General features: G+C 55.6%; 10 protein-coding genes and 1 pseudogene. All 11 read left to right on the top strand.

All coding sequences use genetic code 11. From position 1 onward, the window contains the following. Positions 1-2: 2 nt before the first annotated feature. Entirely contained in the window at positions 3-740 is a 738-nt protein-coding gene (gene bcsQ, locus VSX58_RS12080) for a cellulose biosynthesis protein BcsQ (protein WP_327618305.1), read from the top strand. Then, positions 737-3,328: a UDP-forming cellulose synthase catalytic subunit gene (bcsA, locus tag VSX58_RS12075; RefSeq protein WP_327618304.1), complete on the top strand. Its 2,592-nt coding sequence runs from the start codon at positions 737-739 to the stop codon at positions 3,326-3,328. The genes bcsQ and bcsA overlap by 4 nt, the downstream gene beginning before the upstream one ends. Before the next feature lie 95 nt (positions 3,329-3,423). Then, positions 3,424-5,715 carry a cellulose biosynthesis cyclic di-GMP-binding regulatory protein BcsB gene (bcsB, locus tag VSX58_RS12070; RefSeq protein ID WP_327618405.1) on the top strand — a complete coding sequence of 764 codons (2,292 nt, stop codon included), beginning with the start codon at positions 3,424-3,426 and terminating at the stop codon, positions 5,713-5,715. Between the two features lie 5 nt (positions 5,716-5,720). Continuing rightward, entirely contained in the window at positions 5,721-9,281 is a 3,561-nt protein-coding gene (gene bcsC / locus VSX58_RS12065; RefSeq protein ID WP_327618303.1) for a cellulose synthase complex outer membrane protein BcsC, read from the top strand. Positions 9,282-9,640: 359 nt separating this feature from the next. After that, the gene (locus VSX58_RS12060) at positions 9,641-11,314 is read left to right on the top strand and encodes a ShlB/FhaC/HecB family hemolysin secretion/activation protein (protein ID WP_327618302.1); all 1,674 of its coding nucleotides are present in this window, start codon (positions 9,641-9,643) and stop codon (positions 11,312-11,314) included. A gap of 36 nt (positions 11,315-11,350) precedes the next feature. Next, the gene (locus VSX58_RS12055) at positions 11,351-16,405 is read left to right on the top strand and encodes a DUF637 domain-containing protein (RefSeq protein ID WP_327618301.1); all 5,055 of its coding nucleotides are present in this window, start codon (positions 11,351-11,353) and stop codon (positions 16,403-16,405) included. Then, complete coding sequence (locus VSX58_RS12050) at positions 16,402-16,746, top strand: hypothetical protein (RefSeq protein WP_327618300.1); 345 nt, start codon at positions 16,402-16,404, stop codon at positions 16,744-16,746. The genes VSX58_RS12055 and VSX58_RS12050 overlap by 4 nt, the downstream gene beginning before the upstream one ends. 379 nt (positions 16,747-17,125) lie before the next feature. After that, entirely contained in the window at positions 17,126-17,341 is a 216-nt protein-coding gene (locus tag VSX58_RS12045) for a hypothetical protein (RefSeq protein ID WP_327618299.1), read from the top strand. 4 nt (positions 17,342-17,345) lie between these two features. Then, positions 17,346-17,675, top strand: coding sequence for a hypothetical protein (locus VSX58_RS12040; protein WP_327618298.1), 330 nt, complete (start codon positions 17,346-17,348; stop codon positions 17,673-17,675). Between the two features lie 216 nt (positions 17,676-17,891). Next, on the top strand, positions 17,892-18,260 hold the full coding sequence (locus VSX58_RS12035) for a hypothetical protein (protein ID WP_327618297.1): 369 nt from the start codon (positions 17,892-17,894) through the stop codon (positions 18,258-18,260). A gap of 66 nt (positions 18,261-18,326) precedes the next feature. Next, positions 18,327-18,455 (top strand): annotated as a pseudogene (locus VSX58_RS12030) (DUF637 domain-containing protein); the annotation flags it as partial. Positions 18,456-18,653 lie beyond the last annotated feature (198 nt).

Raw genomic sequence — 18,653 nt, 5'->3', positions numbered from 1 at the left:
CGATGCCGGTAATCGTATTGCAAGGTATTCGCGGCGGTCTGGGTACGACCTCCCTCACCGCGGGACTGGCATGGGCGTTGCGCCAGTTAGGCGAAAGCGTGCTTGGCGTCGATGTCTCGCCGGATAATCTGTTGCGCCTGCATTTTAATATGGCGTTTGCCCAATCACGCGGCTGGGCCCGCGCGGTAACCGACGGCGAGCGCTGGCAGCAAGGCGCGATGCAATATACCCCCGGGCTCGATTTCCTGCCGTTCGGCCGGCTCAACCCAGCCGAGATCGACGCGCTGCAGCAGCGGGGCGTTCACGCCCCGACGTACTGGCGGGATAACCTGTCGCAGATTATCGCGCACGGCAAACACCGCTGGATCCTGATCGACGCGCCGGCGGACAACACGCCGCTGACCCGTCAGGCGCTGGCCGCCGCGGACGCCGTTTTCCTGCTCCTCGCGCCGGACGCGAACTGCCACGCGCGGCTACACCAGCAGGCTTTGCCGGAGCGGCGCTATTTTCTGGTCAACCAGTTTTCCGCCATCAGCACGGTGCAGCAGGATTTGCATCAGCTATGGCTGTATTCGCTGTCGCGTCTGCTGCCGCTGCTTATTCACCGCGATGAAGCGCTGGCGGAATCGCTGGCGGCGAAACAGCCGCTGGGCGAGTATCGGCCGGAAAGCGTCGCGGCGGAAGAGCTGGTCACGCTGGCCAACTGGTGCCTGATTAATCTAACCAAAGAGACGGTATGAACCGGATATTGCGCTTCTTCCTCATGCCGCAGGCTTATCAGGCGGTGCGGCAACGCTACCTCGGCTATCGCCGCCGGGGATCCTCCGTGTTTGCCGCCTATCTGACGGCCTTTCTGGTTATAGTCGGCTGGACTTTTCTACGGCTGGAATCCGCCGGCTGGCGACAGGTTCGCAAAAACCACCGCCACTGGTTTCCGCATATCTCTCCCCGGCGCCCGCGCCCGGCCGACATTCTGCGCTATCTGGTGCAAGGACTATGGCTGCTGATCGTCAGGAACGGTCGGACGCCGACGCCGCGCAAAAACTATTTTTCCCGGCTGGCGCGCTGGCGGCAGCGCTATTTTGACGGCCTGCAAAACCTTTCCCGCTACTTTATGCGCTCGGCGGCTAACGCCGACCGCAGCGCGACGCGCGACGCCGACCCCCGCAAGGAAAAAGGCTGGCAAACGCTGTGGGTTACCCTCCTCAGCCTGATCTGCGCCGCGCTGGCGCTGTTATGCATCACCCAGCCGTTTGAACTGTTATCGCAGTTTATTTTTATGCTGCTGCTCTGGAGCATGGCGATGGTTTTCCGCCGTATTCCGGGACGCATGCCGACGCTGATGATGATCGCCCTCTCCTTCACCATCTCCTGCCGGTATTTGTGGTGGCGCTATACCGCGACGCTCAACTGGGACGACCGGCTCAGCCTGGTCTGCGGTTTGCTGCTGCTGGCGGCGGAGACCTATTCCTGGGCCGTGCTGGTGCTGGGCTACTTTCAGACTATCTGGCCGCTTAACCGCCATCCGATCTCCTTGCCCGCCGAAATCGAGACGTGGCCGACGGTGGACCTGTTCATCCCGACCTATAACGAACCGCTGGAGATAGTCAGACCGACGGTCTATGCCGCGTTGGGCATGGACTGGCCGCAGGACAAACTGAATATCTACATCCTCGACGACGGCGGCCGAGCCGACTTCAAAGCGTTCGCCGCGGACGTCGGGGTAAATTATATCGCCCGCGCCACGCATGAACACGCGAAAGCCGGGAACATCAATCACGCGCTAAAACAGGCGAAAGGCGAATTCGTCGCCATTTTCGACTGCGACCATATTCCCACGCGCTCATTCCTGCAATTGACGATGGGCTGGTTCTTTAAAGATAAAAAGCTGGCGATGCTGCAAACGCCCCACCACTTTTTCTCCCCAGATCCCTTCGAGCGCAACCTCGGCCGTTTTCGCCGCACCCCCAACGAAGGAACGCTGTTCTACGGCCTGGTGCAGGACGGCAACGACATGTGGGACGCCACCTTCTTCTGCGGCTCATGCGCCATTCTGCGCCGTAAGCCGCTGGATGAAATCAACGGCATCGCCGTTGAAACCGTCACCGAAGACGCCCACACTTCGCTGCGTCTGCACCGGCTCGGCTACTCCTCCGCCTATATCCGTATTCCGCAGGCGGCCGGCCTGGCGACGGAAAGCCTGTCGGCGCATATCGGGCAGCGCATCCGCTGGGCCAGAGGGATGGCGCAAATCTTCCGGCTGGATAACCCCCTGTTCGGCAAAGGGCTGAGGCTGGGGCAGCGGCTGTGTTACGCCAACGCCATGCTGCACTTTTTATCGGGCATTCCGCGCCTGATCTTCCTTACCGCGCCGTTGGCCTTTCTGCTGCTGCACGCCTATATTATTTTCGCCCCGGCGCTGGCCATCGTTTTGTACGTTCTCCCGCATATGGTTCACGCCAGCCTGACGAACTCCCGCATCCAGGGGCGCTACCGCCACTCTTTCTGGAGCGAAATCTATGAAACCGTGCTGGCGTGGTACATCGCCAGGCCCACGACCGTGGCGCTGCTTAACCCGCATAAAGGCAAATTCAACGTCACCGCCAAAGGGGGCCTGGTCGAAAAGCAGCACGTCGACTGGCTGATTACCCGGCCGTACCTGATTCTGGTGCTGTTGAATATCGCCGGGCTGGCGGCCGGAATATGGCGGCTATACTACGGCGCGCCCGAAGAGATTATGACCGTGATCATCAGCCTGCTGTGGGTCGGCTATAACATGACGATCCTCGGCGGGGCCGTGGCGGTCGCCGTGGAAACCAAACAGGTGCGGCAGGCCCATCGGGTGGAAATGTCGATGCGCGCCGCGGTGCTCTGCGCCGACGGCCACCTCTTTTCCTGCATCATGAACGACTATTCAGACGGCGGCGTGGGAATAGAAATACGCCAGCCCGAACTGCTGCGGGAAGGGGACAACATCTCCCTGCTATTACATCGCGGCCAGCAGGAGTACGCCTTTCCTTTTCAGGTTACCCGAGTCTTCGGCAATAAAATCGGTTTGCGCATGAAGGATCTGACCACCCGGCAGCATATTGATTTTATTCAGTGTACCTTCGCCCGGGCGGATACCTGGGCGCTATGGCAGGACAACGTACCGGAAGACAAACCGCTCGAAAGCCTGCGCGATGTACTGATGCTGGGCTTCCGCGGTTACTTACGCATGGCGGATTACGCGCCGCCGGTTATTCGCAGCGTCATTGTTGGGTTTACCACCCTGATTAGCTGGCTGCTGTCGTTTATTCCACGCTATGTGGGAAAAAGTCCGGCATAAGGCATCCGCCAGAAATACTGACTTTAACCCCAAGGCCGTAACGCGTATTTCTTTCCGCTACGGCGAGATTGGCTTTTAATATTGATGATGACATGATGACGAAAAAAACAACCTGGTTTACCGTATTCGCTTTAGGCATCAGCTCGTTGTCTCAGGCCGCCATGACGCCGACCACCGAGACCCTTTCTCAGCCTACGACGTCCATTACCGCGCCTACCGCGCCCGCGACACCGCAAGAAACCCCGGCGCCGGTACGCGACGTGAAGCTGAAGTTCGCGCAGATCGCCCCCGCGCCCGGCACCTTTTCCCTGCGCGGCACCAACCCGAACGGGCAAATCGAATTCGGCGTACGCGGCGATGAAGTCGTCACTCAGGCGACGCTCAATCTGGAGTTCACGCCCTCGCCGTCGCTGACGCCGATAGAGTCTCACGTCAAGGTCTATCTCAATGACGAACTGATGGGGGTAACCAGCATCACGCAGGAGCAGTTAGGCAAACCCAACCGCGTCCAGATGCCGATCGACCCGCGTTACATCAGCGACTTCAACCGGGTGCGGCTGGAGTTTATCGGCCACTACCGCAACATTTGCGAAAGCCCGGCCAGCACCACCCTGTGGCTGGACGTGAGCAAATCAAGCTCGCTCGACTTACAGTTCCAGGCACTGCCGCTGAAAAATGAGCTTTCGCCTTTCCCGGTGCCCTTTTTTGACAGCCGAGACAGCCGGCCGCTGACGCTGCCGATGGTGTTCGGCCGCCAGCCGGATGCGGCGCAGCAGCGCGCGGCGGCGATCCTGGCCTCCTGGTTCGGCAGCAAGGCGCAGTGGCGCGGGCAATCATTCCCGGCGCTGTTTAATCAGTTGCCGAACCGCCACGCCATCGTGTTCGCCACCAACGCGCAGCGCCCGGACTTCCTGCGCGATATGCCGCCGGTCGGCGGACCGACCGTTTCCATGATCGACCATCCGGATACGCCCTATGTCAAGCTGCTGCTGGTGCAAGGCCGGGATGACAACGACCTGATCACCGCGGTGAAAGGCATCGTGCAAGGCAACATTCTATTCCGCGGCTCAAGCCTCACCGTGGATAAAGTCGAGCAGTTGGCGCCCCGGCAGCCTTACGACGCGCCGAACTGGGTGCGAACCGACCGTCCGATGACCTTTGCCGAACTTCAGCAATATGAGGGACAGTTCCAAACCAGCGGCACCGTGCCCTATCCTATCGCGCTGAACCTGAACCTGCCGCCCGATCTCTTCCTGATCCGCAGCCAGGGCATCGATATGAAGCTGAAATATCGCTACACCGCGCCGCAGCTTAAAGACGGTTCGCGCCTGAGCGTGCGTCTGAACAACCAGTTTGTGCAGGCGTTCTCTCTGGTGCCGGAGCACGATCAGGATTCGCTGCTGCTGCGTCTGCCTTTGACGCAGGGGTTATGGGATGCGGATAAGAACCTGACGATCCCGGCGTTAAAACTGGGCACCACCAACCAGCTGCGTTTTGATTTCAACTACACCACGCTGCTTGCCAGCGGCGCCGAGGGACGGTGCGAAACCTATACCCCCGTCGTCAACCATGCGGCGATCGACGGCGGCTCAACCGTCAACTTCGCCGGCTACCGCCACTTTATCGCCATGCCCGACCTGCAGGTCTTTACCAGCGCGGGCTACCCTTTCAGCCGGCTGGCCGACCTGTCGCAAACGCTGGTGCTGATCGATAAACAGCCGACGCCTTCGCAGGTCGGCACGTTGCTGAACGCCTTGGGAAGCATCGGCGCGCGCACCGGCTACCCGGCGACAGCCGTGCAGTTAAGCGACGACTGGGCGCAGGCCGCCGAGCAGGACAGGGATATTCTGATGATCGGACGGATCCCGCCGGCGCTGCGGGATGATGAAAAAATCAACCTGTTGGTGGATGCGGCCCAAAGCTGGGTAAAACAGCCGGCCCGACAGACCGCGATAGCGGATAGCGGCGCGCGGGATGACGACGCCAAACCGGACGCCAAAACGACCATCAGCGCCGCGGCGCCGATGTCCGCCATCATCGGTATCCAGTCGCCCTATCACCACCAGCGCAGCATCGTCGCGCTGCTGGCGGACGGCCCGCAGGGTTACGCGCTGCTGAATGATGCGTTGACCGATGACGCCAAGCGCGCCGCCATATTCGGCTCGGCGGCGGTTATCCGCGACTCCGGCGTTAACAGTTTACGCGTGGGCGAGGTGTATTATGTCGGCCATCTGCCCTGGTGGGAGCGTATCTGGCACGCGCTGGCGACGCATCCGGTGCTGCTGGCGACCATTTCCACGCTGACGGTGATCGTCATCGCCTGGCTGTTGTGGCGCGCGCTGAAGATCATCAGCCGTCGCCGCCTCTCGCCTGACGAAGAAGAGTGATGGCGATGAGCGAGCTGAAGGCGTTCATCCAGGGCGCGGCGCGGCGGCGCCCGCGGATTTCGGCCGGCGCTTTCGTCGGCCTCTGCGCCGCCCTGCTGCCTTTTTATCTGGCGGCGGTTCCGGCGGCGCGCGGGGCGGAAGCGGTATCGCCGAAACAGTTTCTGATAGAGCAGATCCGCCTGGGCGAGGCCCGCTACAAAGACGATCTGGTGCGCCAGTCGCTTTATCGCCTGGAGCTGATCGACCCGAATAATCCGGAGATTCTAGCCGCGCGGATCCGCCTGGCGCTGCGTCAGGGCGATCAAACGCTGGCGCGCCAACAGTTGGAAAAACTGAAAGCGCTCGCGCCGGATTCGCCCTTTTATCGTCAGGCTGAAATGAATCTGGCGCTGACGCGGCAAGAGATGCGGCAAAAACTCCAGCAGGCGCGTCTGCTGTCAACCGCGGGCCGTTACGCCGAAGCCAGGGTGCAGTACGACGAGCTATTTCACGGCGAACCGCCCACGATTGAGCTTGCCGTTGAATACTGGCGACTGGTGGCGCGCTTGCCCGACCAGGAGCCGACGGCCATTGACCAACTGGCGGCGCTGGATCGGCGCTATCCCGGCAATGTGTCGCTGCGCGTCATGCTGGCGCGTCTGCTATTCAGCCAGCACCGTAACGAACAGGCCTACGGGGTGCTGCAGCAGCTGGCGACGGATCCTGCCGGCGTCGGCCCGGCATCCTCGCTGTGGCTGGAGATCGTCGGCAGAATGGACGTCACGCCGCAAAGCCTCGAATCGTTAAAACGCTATATGACGGTATTCGGAGAAGGCAATCAGGCGGAAGCCGGGCGCAGAATGCTGAACCAACAGCTCGCCATGCTGGCCGACCCGGCTTATCAGGCGCGGCTCAGCGGACTGAATAAAATCGGCAGGGGCGATAGCGGCGGCGCCGTTATCAGCGAGTTAAACAAAGCCCTGGCCGCCGCGCCAAACGACCCGGAACTCATCGGCGCCATCGGCGTCGCCTATCTGCGGGCCGGCGATCGGGAAAAAGCGTTAAGCCAGTTTCAGCTGGCGCTAAAGGCCGATGTTAATCGCCTTAACGCGGAGAAATGGGAAACGCTGATAAAAAGCACCCGTTACTGGCAGATACTCAACGAAGGCGATCGGGCGTTAAAAGCCAACAACCTGATGCTGGCCCAGTTGAAATACAACCAGGCGCGGCAATGGAATAGCACCGATGCTTTCGCCCTTATCGGCCTGGGGGACGTCGCCGTCGCCGCCAAGAACGACGCGGCCGCCGAAACGGCCTATCGGCAGGCTTTGCGTCTGGCGCCCAACAACGCCAGCGCGCTGCGGGGACTGGTCAACATCCATCTGCGCCAATCGCCGGAGAACGCGCTGGCCTATATCAACGGCCTGCCGCGCGGCCAGCAAAATAGGCTGCGTGAAACGCTCAACGCTTTGCAACGCGATATTATCAAACAGCGGGCGGACCAGTTTTTCGAACGGCAGCAGTGGGCGCAGGCCGCCGACCAATATAGCCAGGCGCGGCAGCTGGATCCTGACGATATCTGGATGGCCTATCGCTATGCCCTGACCCTGCGCCGTCTCGGACAAACCGAGCAGGCGGATAGCCTATTGCAAGGTATGGCCGCCCAGCTCCCCGCCGATGCCGAGAAAAGCTATGCGTACGCGCTGTACCTCTCCTCGACCGATCGCGACGCGCAGGCGCTGGCATACCTTAATACGCTGCCAGCCGGACAGTGGAACGGCAACATGCGGGAGCTCGCGCAGCGTCTGACGCTACAGCAGGCGCTGGCTCAGGCGCAGGCTATGCGCGATGCCGGCGATGAGCCCGGCGCGGTCGCCTATCTGCGCGGGTTGCCGGCCGACCCGCGCATCGATCTGGAACTGGCAGACTGGGCGCTGGCGCGCGGCGAATACGACGACGCGCTGGCGGCCTACCAGCGAGTAAACGCGCGGGAGCCGCAAAATGCCGATGCGCGCCTGGGCGAAGTCGAAGCCTTTATCGCGCAGGGAAGGCTGGATGAAGCCCGCCAGCGCTTGCGGCAACCCGCCGCGCAGGCGGGTAAAACGGATAACTCGCTGAACGACCGGCGCAGGATCGCCAACGCCTGGCTGGCGCTCGGCGACACGGAACAGGCGGAGACGCTGTTTCAGCGCCTGAGAATCGACGCGCGCCAAGAGGCGCCCGGACAGAACCAGGCGCTGGTTTACCGCGACGCCGCCCGGTTTGAGCGCTGGCGTTTACGGCCGCTTCAGGCGCAGCAGGACTACCGCCAGGCGATGGCGTCCAGCGGCATCGCGCCGGCATTGCCGCTGGATAACGACGCCTACACCAGACTGACGCGCAACAACCCCGCGGATAACTGGCTGCAACGCAGCGTTCGCGCCGAAGCCGCGGAGACCTATCGCCAGCAGGATATCAACGTCACGCTCGACCACGATTACTGGCAATCCAGCGGCACCCCGGGCATCTCCGACCTGAAGGCGCACGACACCATGCTGCAGGTGGATATGCCCTGGCATAACGGGCGCGCGTTTTTCCGCACCGACACCATTCGGATGAACGCCGGTTCGTTCGCGCTTAACAAGAACGGCGTCAATGATGCGCGATTCGGCGCCTGCGCCGATTTACTCTGCCGCGGACGCAGCCCGCAGCGGGCCACGGGCACCAGCGTCGCCGCAGGCTGGAAAAACGACCGCTGGGAAGCGGACGTCGGCACCACGCCGATCGGTTTTGAGGTGGTCGATATCGTCGGCGGCGTCAGCTACAGCGATAAATGGCGGAATATCGGCTGGACCGCCACCGCCTCGCGCCGCCCTATTTCCAGCTCATTGCTGGCTTTCGGCGGCGTCAAACACCCGCTGACCGTCAACGCCAAGGAGGACGCCAATCATCCCGGCATTACCTGGGGCGGCGTACGGGCAAACGGCGCCGCGCTGGGGCTCAGTTACGATCGCGGCCAAGAGCACGGCGTCTGGAGCAATTTCAGCGCCCACCAGCTTAGCGGAAAAAATGTGGCCGATAACTACCGCATCCGCGCGATGGGGGGCTACTACTATAAAATCGTCAACCAGGATAACCGGCGGGTTACCGTCGGCCTCAACAATATGTGGATGCACTATCAAAAGGATCTGAGCGGCTACTCATTCGGGCAGGGCGGTTACTACAGTCCGCAACGCTACTTCTCCGTGGGCGTGCCGGTCAACTACCGCCAGCGCACGGAAAACTGGTCGTGGGAGCTGGGCGGTTCCGTGTCCTGGTCGCGCTCCTCCACCAAAAGCCAGCGGCGTTATCCGCTCTCGGGCGCGCTCGGCAGCCCGGACCCCGTCGACCCGGGCGGCGGCAGCCACGGCATTGGTTATACCGTGCAGGCGGCCATCGAACGGCGGCTGAGTTCGCACTGGACGCTGGGCGTCGGCGTCGATATTCAACAGGCGAAAGACTATACCCCCAGCCACGGAATGATTTATCTGCGCTACTCCGCGTCCGGCTGGCAGGGCGATCTCGACAGCCCGCCCCAGCCGCTGACGCCCTACGCCGATTTTAAATAACGCTATCCCGCCCGGCGGAAAACGCCGCCGGCGGGGTTTCCTGCACAAGGGAGCCCCGACTGGGGCGAAAAAAGGTCTATAGCCGCCCCCTTTATAGACAGCGCCACAGAATTTCTCTCTCGTCGGTTAAACATTAAATATGATAACCATTTGATAAATATGCATACAGATGTCAACCATCGTCATATCTACTGATTTTCCAGCCAGTTAGCTAAAAATAAAGAGCGTTATCATCAAAAATCCTATGATTTAAAGATCATTATGTTAAATTTTACTAACCGTATGATTTTTAATAGCAATGAGGTTCGCTTTAGGTAGAATGCGCCGAAATGTAAATTAACGTAAGGATTGCGTTTGTTTTGTGTAAGTATTGCGCATTTTTAGCCCTCCTCTTGCTGTTCTTCGTTGTCCCTCCATCTCTGGCGATAGATGACGTCACCCCGGCGGATCGGGACACCTTGGAACAGCGGCAAAAAGCGTTGCTTGAGCAGGCCCGCCAGCAGCGCGAATCGCTGGAAAACGCCGCCGATCTGAATATTCCCGCGACGACGGCGACGACGGCCGATGGCCCCTGCTTCCCCGTTCATCACTTAGCCTTTAGCGACGCGACACATCTGCCCGCCGGCGATAAAGCCGATTTACGCCGGCGCTATCAAAACCGCTGTCTGAATCTGACGGATATTAATCATGCGGTGCGGGAAACCACCAATCACTACCTTACCCACGGCTATATCACCAGCCGCGCCTATTTGCAGGAACAGGATCTCGCCGGCGGTACGCTGACCATCAGCGTCAGCGAAGGTACGCTGGAGGCCATCGAATTAGACGGGGAAACGCCGCCGGCATTAGATATGGCGTTTCCCGGTTTGACCGGACGTATCCTCAACTTACGTGATTTAGAACAAGGTATGGAGCAGCTCAATCGCCTGCCTTCTCAACAAATCACTATCGATATTCAACCGGGGAAACAGCCGGGGAGCGCTATCGCGGTACTGAAACGCGCGCCCCATACGTTGCCGGTTGAATTTTCCATCGCCGCCGACAACAGCGGGCAGAAAAGCACCGGCCGGGAACAGCTTTCCGCCAGCCTGGCGCTCGACAACCCGCTGCGTCTGGCCGATCGCTGGTGGCTGACGGCCGGCCGGGACGGCGCGTTCAGCCACCGTTACGGCAGCCGCGCGCTATCCGGCGGCCTGTCGCTGCCTTATGGCTACTGGACGCTGGCTTATCAGTACGCCTGGAACGACTTCTTTCAACCGATTCCCATCGGGAATAACGCGTACCCTTATACGGGCCAAAGCGCTGCCCACCGATTAAGCATCAACAACACGCTGTACCGCGACGGAAAACAAAAACTGGCGCTGGAAGGGGCATTGAACCGCCGCCGCACCGAAAATCGACTGGCGGGAGAACGTCTTGGCGTAAACAGCCCGACATTGAGCAGCGCCAGCGTGGGCCTGAACTACAGCGCCTCGCTGGCAGGCGGTTATTTCACTTTTAATCCGGTACTCAGCCGCGGATTACGCGCCTGGAGCGCGACCAACGACGCCGGCGAACTGCCGCGCGCCGAGTTCCGCAAATTGGCACTCAGCGCCAGCTATTTCTATCCGCTGGCCCCCTCGCTCTATTTCCTCGCTTCCGCCTACGGACAAACCACGCCGGACAACCTGTATGCCGGCGAACGTATCTCGCTGGGCGGCGAATATTCAGTACGGGGCTTTAAAGAACAGACGCTGACCGGCAACCGCGGCCTTTACTGGCGTAACGAACTGAACTGGTCTTTCGCCACCTTGCCGCTGCTGGGTGATTTGTCATTAACCGCCGCGCTGGACAGCGGCTGGATAGCGGGCCAAACCGGCCAGGCGGACGGCGGCAATATGACCGGCGCCGCGCTGGGGCTGTCCGCCGCCTCCCGCCGGATCAACCAAGCCATTTCGCTCGGCGTTCCGCTGCATTTTCCACATGAACTGCACCCGGATAACGCCGCGGTTTACTGGCAGGTCAACCTGCCGGTCAGCGCTTTTTTTCGTTGAGTCAAACACAGCAAAAAGGAAAGCAAGGAAAGTTACATGGAAAAATTCAATAACCGCGCCACGCGCGGTTTCAGCTACCTGCTGATATATCTGACCGCCGTACAGCCGCTGCACCCGGCCTTCGCCGCCGGCATCAACGCCGCCAACGGCAACACCCAGGTAAAACCGGGCAACGTGCCAGTGGTCAATATCGCTACGCCGAACGCCGCCGGGGTTTCCCACAACAGTTACAAGGACTTCAACGTCGGCGCGCCGGGCGCGGTGCTGAACAACGCCACGGCGGCGGGAAAATCGCAGTTGGCCGGTCAACTGGGCGCCAACCCGAATCTCAAAGGCAAAGCCGCCGGGCTGATTATCAACGAGGTGACCGGCGGCGGCCGCTCGGACCTGCAAGGCAAACTGGAGACGTTCGGCAACAAAGCCAACGTGCTGATCGCCAACCCCAACGGCATCACCTGCGACGGCTGCGGATTTATCAACACGCCGGCCGTCACGCTGACCACCGGCAGGCCGTTGCTGGATAAACAGGGCGCGCTCGACGCGCTGGAGATTAAAAAAGGCGCCATCACCATCGGCGGCAAAGGACTGGATGGCGCGACAACCGAGTATGTCGATATCCTCAGCCGCGCCGCCGAACTAAACGGCAAGATTAACGCCAAAAAACTGACGCTGACGCAGGGAGCCAACCGGGTCGATTTTAAAAGCGGCGCGGTTACGCCTATCGCCGGGGAAGGCGCCAAACCGACGCTGGCGGTGGACACCAAAGCGCTGGGCGGCATGTACGCCGAACGTATCCGGCTGGTCGCCACCGAAGACGGCGTGGGCGCCAATCTCAATAACTTAACCAGCACACAGCAAGACATCACGCTGAGCGCCAACGGTAAAATTCAGCTCGGTCACACCAATGCCAAAACTGATTTGAACCTGAGCGCCAGAGAAACAAATGTCGCTGCCGGAATTAACCTGCGCAGCGGGCGTGATATGACATTGGCGAGCGCCGCGCTGAACAATAACGGCAGTATTGTCTCCAATGGGGATATGCGGATATTCGGCGATACGGTGCGCAACGTCGGCAACCAGGCCGTCATGCACGCCAATCATTCGATGTGGATACAGAAAGATGCGCAGGGGAATAAAAGCGTTAAGGTCGAAAACCGTTCCGGGACGATAAAAACCAATTCCGGGGATTTGGTGATTCGGACGGAGCAGTTGGCGAATGTACGGGACAAATTAATTATACAGGAAAAAAATGTTGAACCTGATTCAACGTCTATCGACAGTGACGTCGGCTTTGATCTTATCCCCATCCCATTACCCGGTTGGCCGATGAAAGCGTTCGTTATGCAAGCCACATTTAGCGATCCCGATCTAAAGAAATGGTTTGGCCATGTGGATTTATTAAAGAATCCGGTAATCAATAATAAACGCACGTTAATTTCCCCAGTGACGACATCGCCGGGCGGGCTCATTCATTCCGGCAAGAATATTTATATAAATAGCAACGCTGTAGAAAACACCGCCAGCACAATAAAATCCGCCAAAGACACAATAATAACCGGGTTATCTTTTAAAAATAACAGCTATCTTTCCGGCGAGGAAAATAATTATGTTTCCGTTGATGGTAAAAAAGGTCAATATCAACAAAAGACAAATTATTATACAAAACGATCATCGGAATGGAAGAAAACAGGAACAAAATACAGTTGGAAAAGCACTGGATTAGTTAGTGCCGGCATTGTTGCAGGGAATAATATCGTATTGGATTTAAAAGAAAACATAAATATCGATTCAATAATACCAACAAAGGGAAAAGAGTACGGTGAAATAACGAACACCTCACCACAGACAAATGTTTTTGATGCTAAAAATATCGTATTACATGCAAAAAACATTAATAGTAAAGAGGCGATCAATGCGACAGGCGATTTAACGCTTGTCGCCGAAGAAAACATCACGCTAAATAACGGGACATTAAAAGCAGGAAATAACCTTTCATTGCTTGCCGCCAATGCGATTGACGCTAAACAGAATAGTTTCATAGGCAAAGACATCAGCCTGACCAGTCGTGAAGGCAATATCAGCGTCTATTCGGACAATACTATCCGGCATTATGCCGCAGACGGAACGCGTCAGCTCAGCACGTTAAACGCCGCCGGAAACTTAGCCCTTCAGGCAGGCAAAGATCTCACCCTAAACGGCGTCAATATCGGGAAAAACCAGAACGCCGCGCTGCTGGCCGGCGATAACCTGATAATTAAAAATGATGATGCATATCTAAATCAGCAACGCTCGGGCATTACCCCTACCGACGCAGAAAAACAGAAAGCGTTTAACGATACCTTTAACTTACTGGGCCGTCTAAATACCACGGGCAGCATCACATTAAATGCCGGGAAAGCGATGGATATCGCCGGCGTTACCCTTAACGCGGTCAAAGACATCAGCCTGGCGGCAGCCACCGATATCAATTTAAACCCCAGGGTATTCAATGCCATACCTGAATCGCTATTCGTTAATTCAAGACAGGCGGAACTTAGCAGCAATATCCACGCCGGGAATCAATTAGCGATCTCCAGCGGTAAAGATATACTGGCCCGCTCCGCCAATTTATCCGCCAACGGCAGCGCCACGCTGCTGGCGGGCAATAGCCTGCAATTACCGGCGACCCCTTACTCCGCCATTGATAACAATAACGATAACAACAAAGACGACCGCAACGTTATCGCCAAAATCTACGCGGGCAAAAACCTGACGCTGGCCGCCAATGGCGAGCTTATCGCCAACGGCACGGATTTCTCTTCCGGCGGCAATATGACGCTGAGTTCCGGCGGCAAAATGGCATTCAACGCGGTCGCCAATCATATCTATCGCGAAGGAAATAGAGAATATAGCGAATCCGTCAGCCAACAAAACGCTGTACTGAACAGCGGCGGGATACTGACGTTGCTCTCCAATGGCAGCATTTTATTCCAGGCTTCCAGACTGGTCGCCAAAGGTACGCTGGACGCCGCCGCCAAAGGCGGATTCCTCTATGCCCAGGCGATGGAAGAGAGCAGCCATTACGAAAAAACCACCACAAAACGCAAATGGTACGGTAAAAAAACCACCATTCGGCAAACCAGCCATAACGTCGCCAACAAAGTGACGGAGTTTAGCGCCGGCGGCGATATCAACCTGCTGAGCCGCGACGACAGCACCTATGAAGCCAGCAAGATCAACGCGGGCAAAAACGCCAGGCTCACCAGCACCAAAGGCAAAGTCAATTTCAAGGCGGTAAAGAACACCTCATTCGAGCAGACCATCACCACCTCGAAAGGGTTCTTTATCAAGAACGCCAACAAAGGCTACACCAAAGACGCCTGGCAACTGCCGAGCATTTACACCGGCGGCAGGCTGACCATTGATGCCGCCAGCGGCATCAGCGCCGATGTGAAAACGCAGAACGGCAAGATACTGCAAAATGCGGTGGCGGCGCTGGGCAACGCGTCGGGAACGGAATGGTTGAAAGACCTCGACAAGCGCGGCGATGTGCAGTGGAACGCAGTCAGGGACGCCTACAGCAGTTGGAATTACAAGAGCCAGAGCCTGAATCCGGCCGTCGCGGCGGTGATCGCCATCGCGGCGGCGGCGGTCACCGCCGGCAGTTCATTGGCGGCGACGGTGGCGGGTAATGTTACGGCCGCCGTCGGCGGCGGAGCCGTCACCAACGGCGCCGTTACCGCCGGGATGTCATCGCTGGCGTCGCAGGCCGCCGTGGCGCTGGTTGAAAACCAGGGCAATCTGTCCAAAACCCTGCAGGCGCTGGGCAACAGCAATTCCGTCAAATCGCTGGCGACCTCCATGGTGATCGGCGGCGCGCTGGCGGGATTCGACAAGGTTATGAACGTCAACGTCTCGCCGGACAAAGCTCGCCTGCCCGCGCTGATAAAAAATGAAGGCTGGAGCAAAATCGCCCAGCGCGTCGCCGGTCAATCGGTCATCAGCTCCAGTGTCGGCACCGCCATCAACGGCGGCAGTTTCACAGCCAATTTCACCACCGCTCTACTCGCCAATGTCGGCGGCCAGATTAACGCCGAAGGCGCCAATCTGATCGGCGATAACGGCCAGGTATTGGGGATTCCCGGCAAGGCGCTCAGCCACGCCGTCGTCGCCGGCGTCGCCGCCGAAATCGGACGCGGCAACGGCAAGGGCGCGGCGGCCGGCGCAATGGCGGCGGAGCTGGCGGGGATTATCATCAATGACAACCTGGTCAAAACCGAAGGCTGGCAGGAACAACAGGCGCAAATCAGCCGGGTCGCCGGCGCCTTTGCCGGCGCATTAGCGACCGGTAAAGCAAGCGGCGCCAACAGCGGCGCCAATGCCGGCGAGATTGTCGAACGCTTCAATCGCCAGCTTCATCTTGATGAACTACAGGCAATCAAGGAACTGGCCAAAGGCGATAAGGCAAAAGAAGAACGCTTGCTGGCCGCATCCTGTCGCAAAGTCAATTGCGTAGCGCAGGAGTCTTTAACCTCAGCCGAGCGTCAGCAATATGAAGCGCTGATGAAAAAATACCCGGCCACGCGCGAGGAGGATGGGCTGCTCGCCAACTACTGGGTGCAAAAAGAGCGGCAACGTACGGGGAATTATCCGCTTTATGCCGGGTATGATATGCAGCAGTTGTTCACTTATACCGCCGGCGACAGCATTTCCGACAGCCAGATTTTTGCGCGTAATCAATTCATTGAAGAACTAAGTAAATACAGTGGTTTTTCAACGGATTCTCTACAGAAAACGGTTACCATATTATCATCAATGGGATTAGTTCTTGAAGCAACAAAAGGCGGCCGCTATATTACTTTTGATGGTAAGTATTATATGACTGAAAACTTCAAATTTAGTGAAGTTTATTATGAAAAATTATGGGGTATTGGTGGTCGTCCGGCTCCATTTTTACAAGCAGAAGAAATTTTAAAAAGTAAACCAATAGTCACTACTGATCCAAATAAAAAAGAAGGATTCCTAAAGTACGAAGGGGCTGGCCTAGAAATGATATATAATCCAACGACTAAAGAAGTGTGGCATATTCAGCCGGTAAGGAAAATAAAATGATCACAATAGAGTTGTTAAAATCTGCATTAAACGAGTATCAGTCTAGTGTAACGCGACTGAGACAATATATACATGCTAGTGAAAAAGAATGCCGAATACTAATTGAAATAATATCTAAAAAAGATTTTATTCAATGTAATGAAGAATTTTACAAGTTAGAGAAATTTCAAGAAATTTTCTCAAACATTACTTACAAAGAAAATATCCCTGTAAGCCAAGAAATAAAAGATTTTGTTTATTTTTTGGATAGATTAGATGACATTGATATTAAAAAATACTGGCATAAAAAATTTTGCAATGGAATAAAGTGGCCTAGTGAGCCACAAAAAAATGATAGATGATATTCTTTATATATTAATAATATTGGCTTAACCATATTTTTTAAATCGGTGACTGTTTAAACAGTCACCAAATTAGCAATATTCATAGTAAAATCCTTAGCGACCGCGAAATCCGCAATTATGCGCAATCGCTGACCGGCAGCGTGGCGTTTAAGGAAACCCGTCAAGGTATGGTCTGGACGGAAAAATTAGTTGATGGATCAATAATCAACCTGCGAAATGTATCAAAAAGTGCAGATCAGACTAAAACCAGATGGACGGTGGAAATTGAAGGAAACAGCCAAATAGATAATCTGTAAGGCAAAGTCAAAAAGAAGATAGAGATTAAATACAGGTAACAACGCCGCGCGACCTAAATGAACAGCTATTCTGGGAGTCAGTGAAGTCTAACCCGTCGAAAGGAACAAATCTTATTTTTCCTGCTGAAAAAATAGATCCCCATTTTGCTATTGAGGCAGGTTTTCAGAAAAAAACAATGAATTATAATTTTTCAGGTGGTGGAAATATTGAAATACATTACCAGTATAATAAATATACGGGGAAGGCATATGACATGAAAATTGTATCTAAGATAAATAATAGGTTTAAGGGGTAGTATCATGTTAGTTAGAAACTATTATGGTGAGTTGCTAAACGTTTTCGGCGTGTATTGGTATGACAATAAAACGTGTTTTTGGGTTTTTCCTAAAGACACAGGAGGACTAATGGTTTTTGAATTGGGGAAACCAGGAGACAGAGATCGCGTAACTATTGCGGATCCTAACTGGTCGGGTAATTTTTTGTTTGACAATAGAATTCCTGGTATTTTTCATCATGCTATTGTTGAGGAAGATTTATTACTGGGTCTTTCTGAAAAAGATGAGAAAGCTTATGTTAAGTTTCTGAATATCATCAAAGAAGAAGGATTAGTCGATCAGGAATTTTATTGATCTTCTTTCTATTCAATAACCGGCATTAACGTCAAAGTTGAATCTCATATGATATGCGGTCTATTCGGACCGCTTAGGCTGTGTCAAAAAATAGACTTTATTATAAAATATTATTATTTTCATGTAGATACATACATATCGCGTTACAGCTTCCTGACGTCGGATTGGACCTGATTGAGATAACAACGGTGTGTTACTGAGACCAGGAGTAAAGAAATGAACTACGAAAGAATTAGCTATGACGAAATAAGAGATTCTTTTTTAAGATATTATTATATCTATTGTAGAAACAAGCTTGACTCATTTAATCGTCGAGGTGAAGGGTGGGCCGAATATGAATCGGAGATAAGCTATGCGTACTATCAATTTGAAAACGCTTATGATTTACCGATTGAAAATTTAATGCTTAATGTTCTCACATTAGTTCTTATGGCCACTAGGGGGCCGGAACAAGCAGAAAAAAGCCTTCGGGAAGATATTAAAGATATTCTGTCAAAGCACAAACTCGATGAGCTTATTGCTGACATTAGTGAAGAGGAAAAACAGGATCTTATTTATGACATATCTTTATTAAAATTGATTTGATCCCTTTCCCTTTTATGTCTCGGCAAAGCCCAACTCTCCGTTGGGCTTTATTGCATACAGCCTTATGCTATGAACCGCGGCAGTTTTAAGGATAACTTCACCACCGCCCTGCTCGCCAATGTCGGCGGCCAGATTAACGCCGAAGGCGCCAATCTGATCGGCGATAACGGTCAGGTATTGGGAATTCCCGGCAAGAAGTCCCCTTCGGTACGACGGGTAGTGTGCGCCCGGACTGGTGTTTAGGGACACTTTGTAGTGTCGAGGTAAAGAACTATAATATTGCGAAAAACCAGAACGGACTTATTAATAATGTGTCAAAACAAGCGCTTGAAAGACAGGCGAATTTACCAGTGGGTATGAAACAGGAAGTCATTATTGATATTCGGGGGCAAG

This window comes from Brenneria populi (genome assembly GCF_036016195.1).
Taxonomy (GTDB): domain Bacteria; phylum Pseudomonadota; class Gammaproteobacteria; order Enterobacterales; family Enterobacteriaceae; genus Brenneria; species Brenneria populi.
This window is presented reverse-complemented; position numbering and strand designations above follow the sequence as displayed.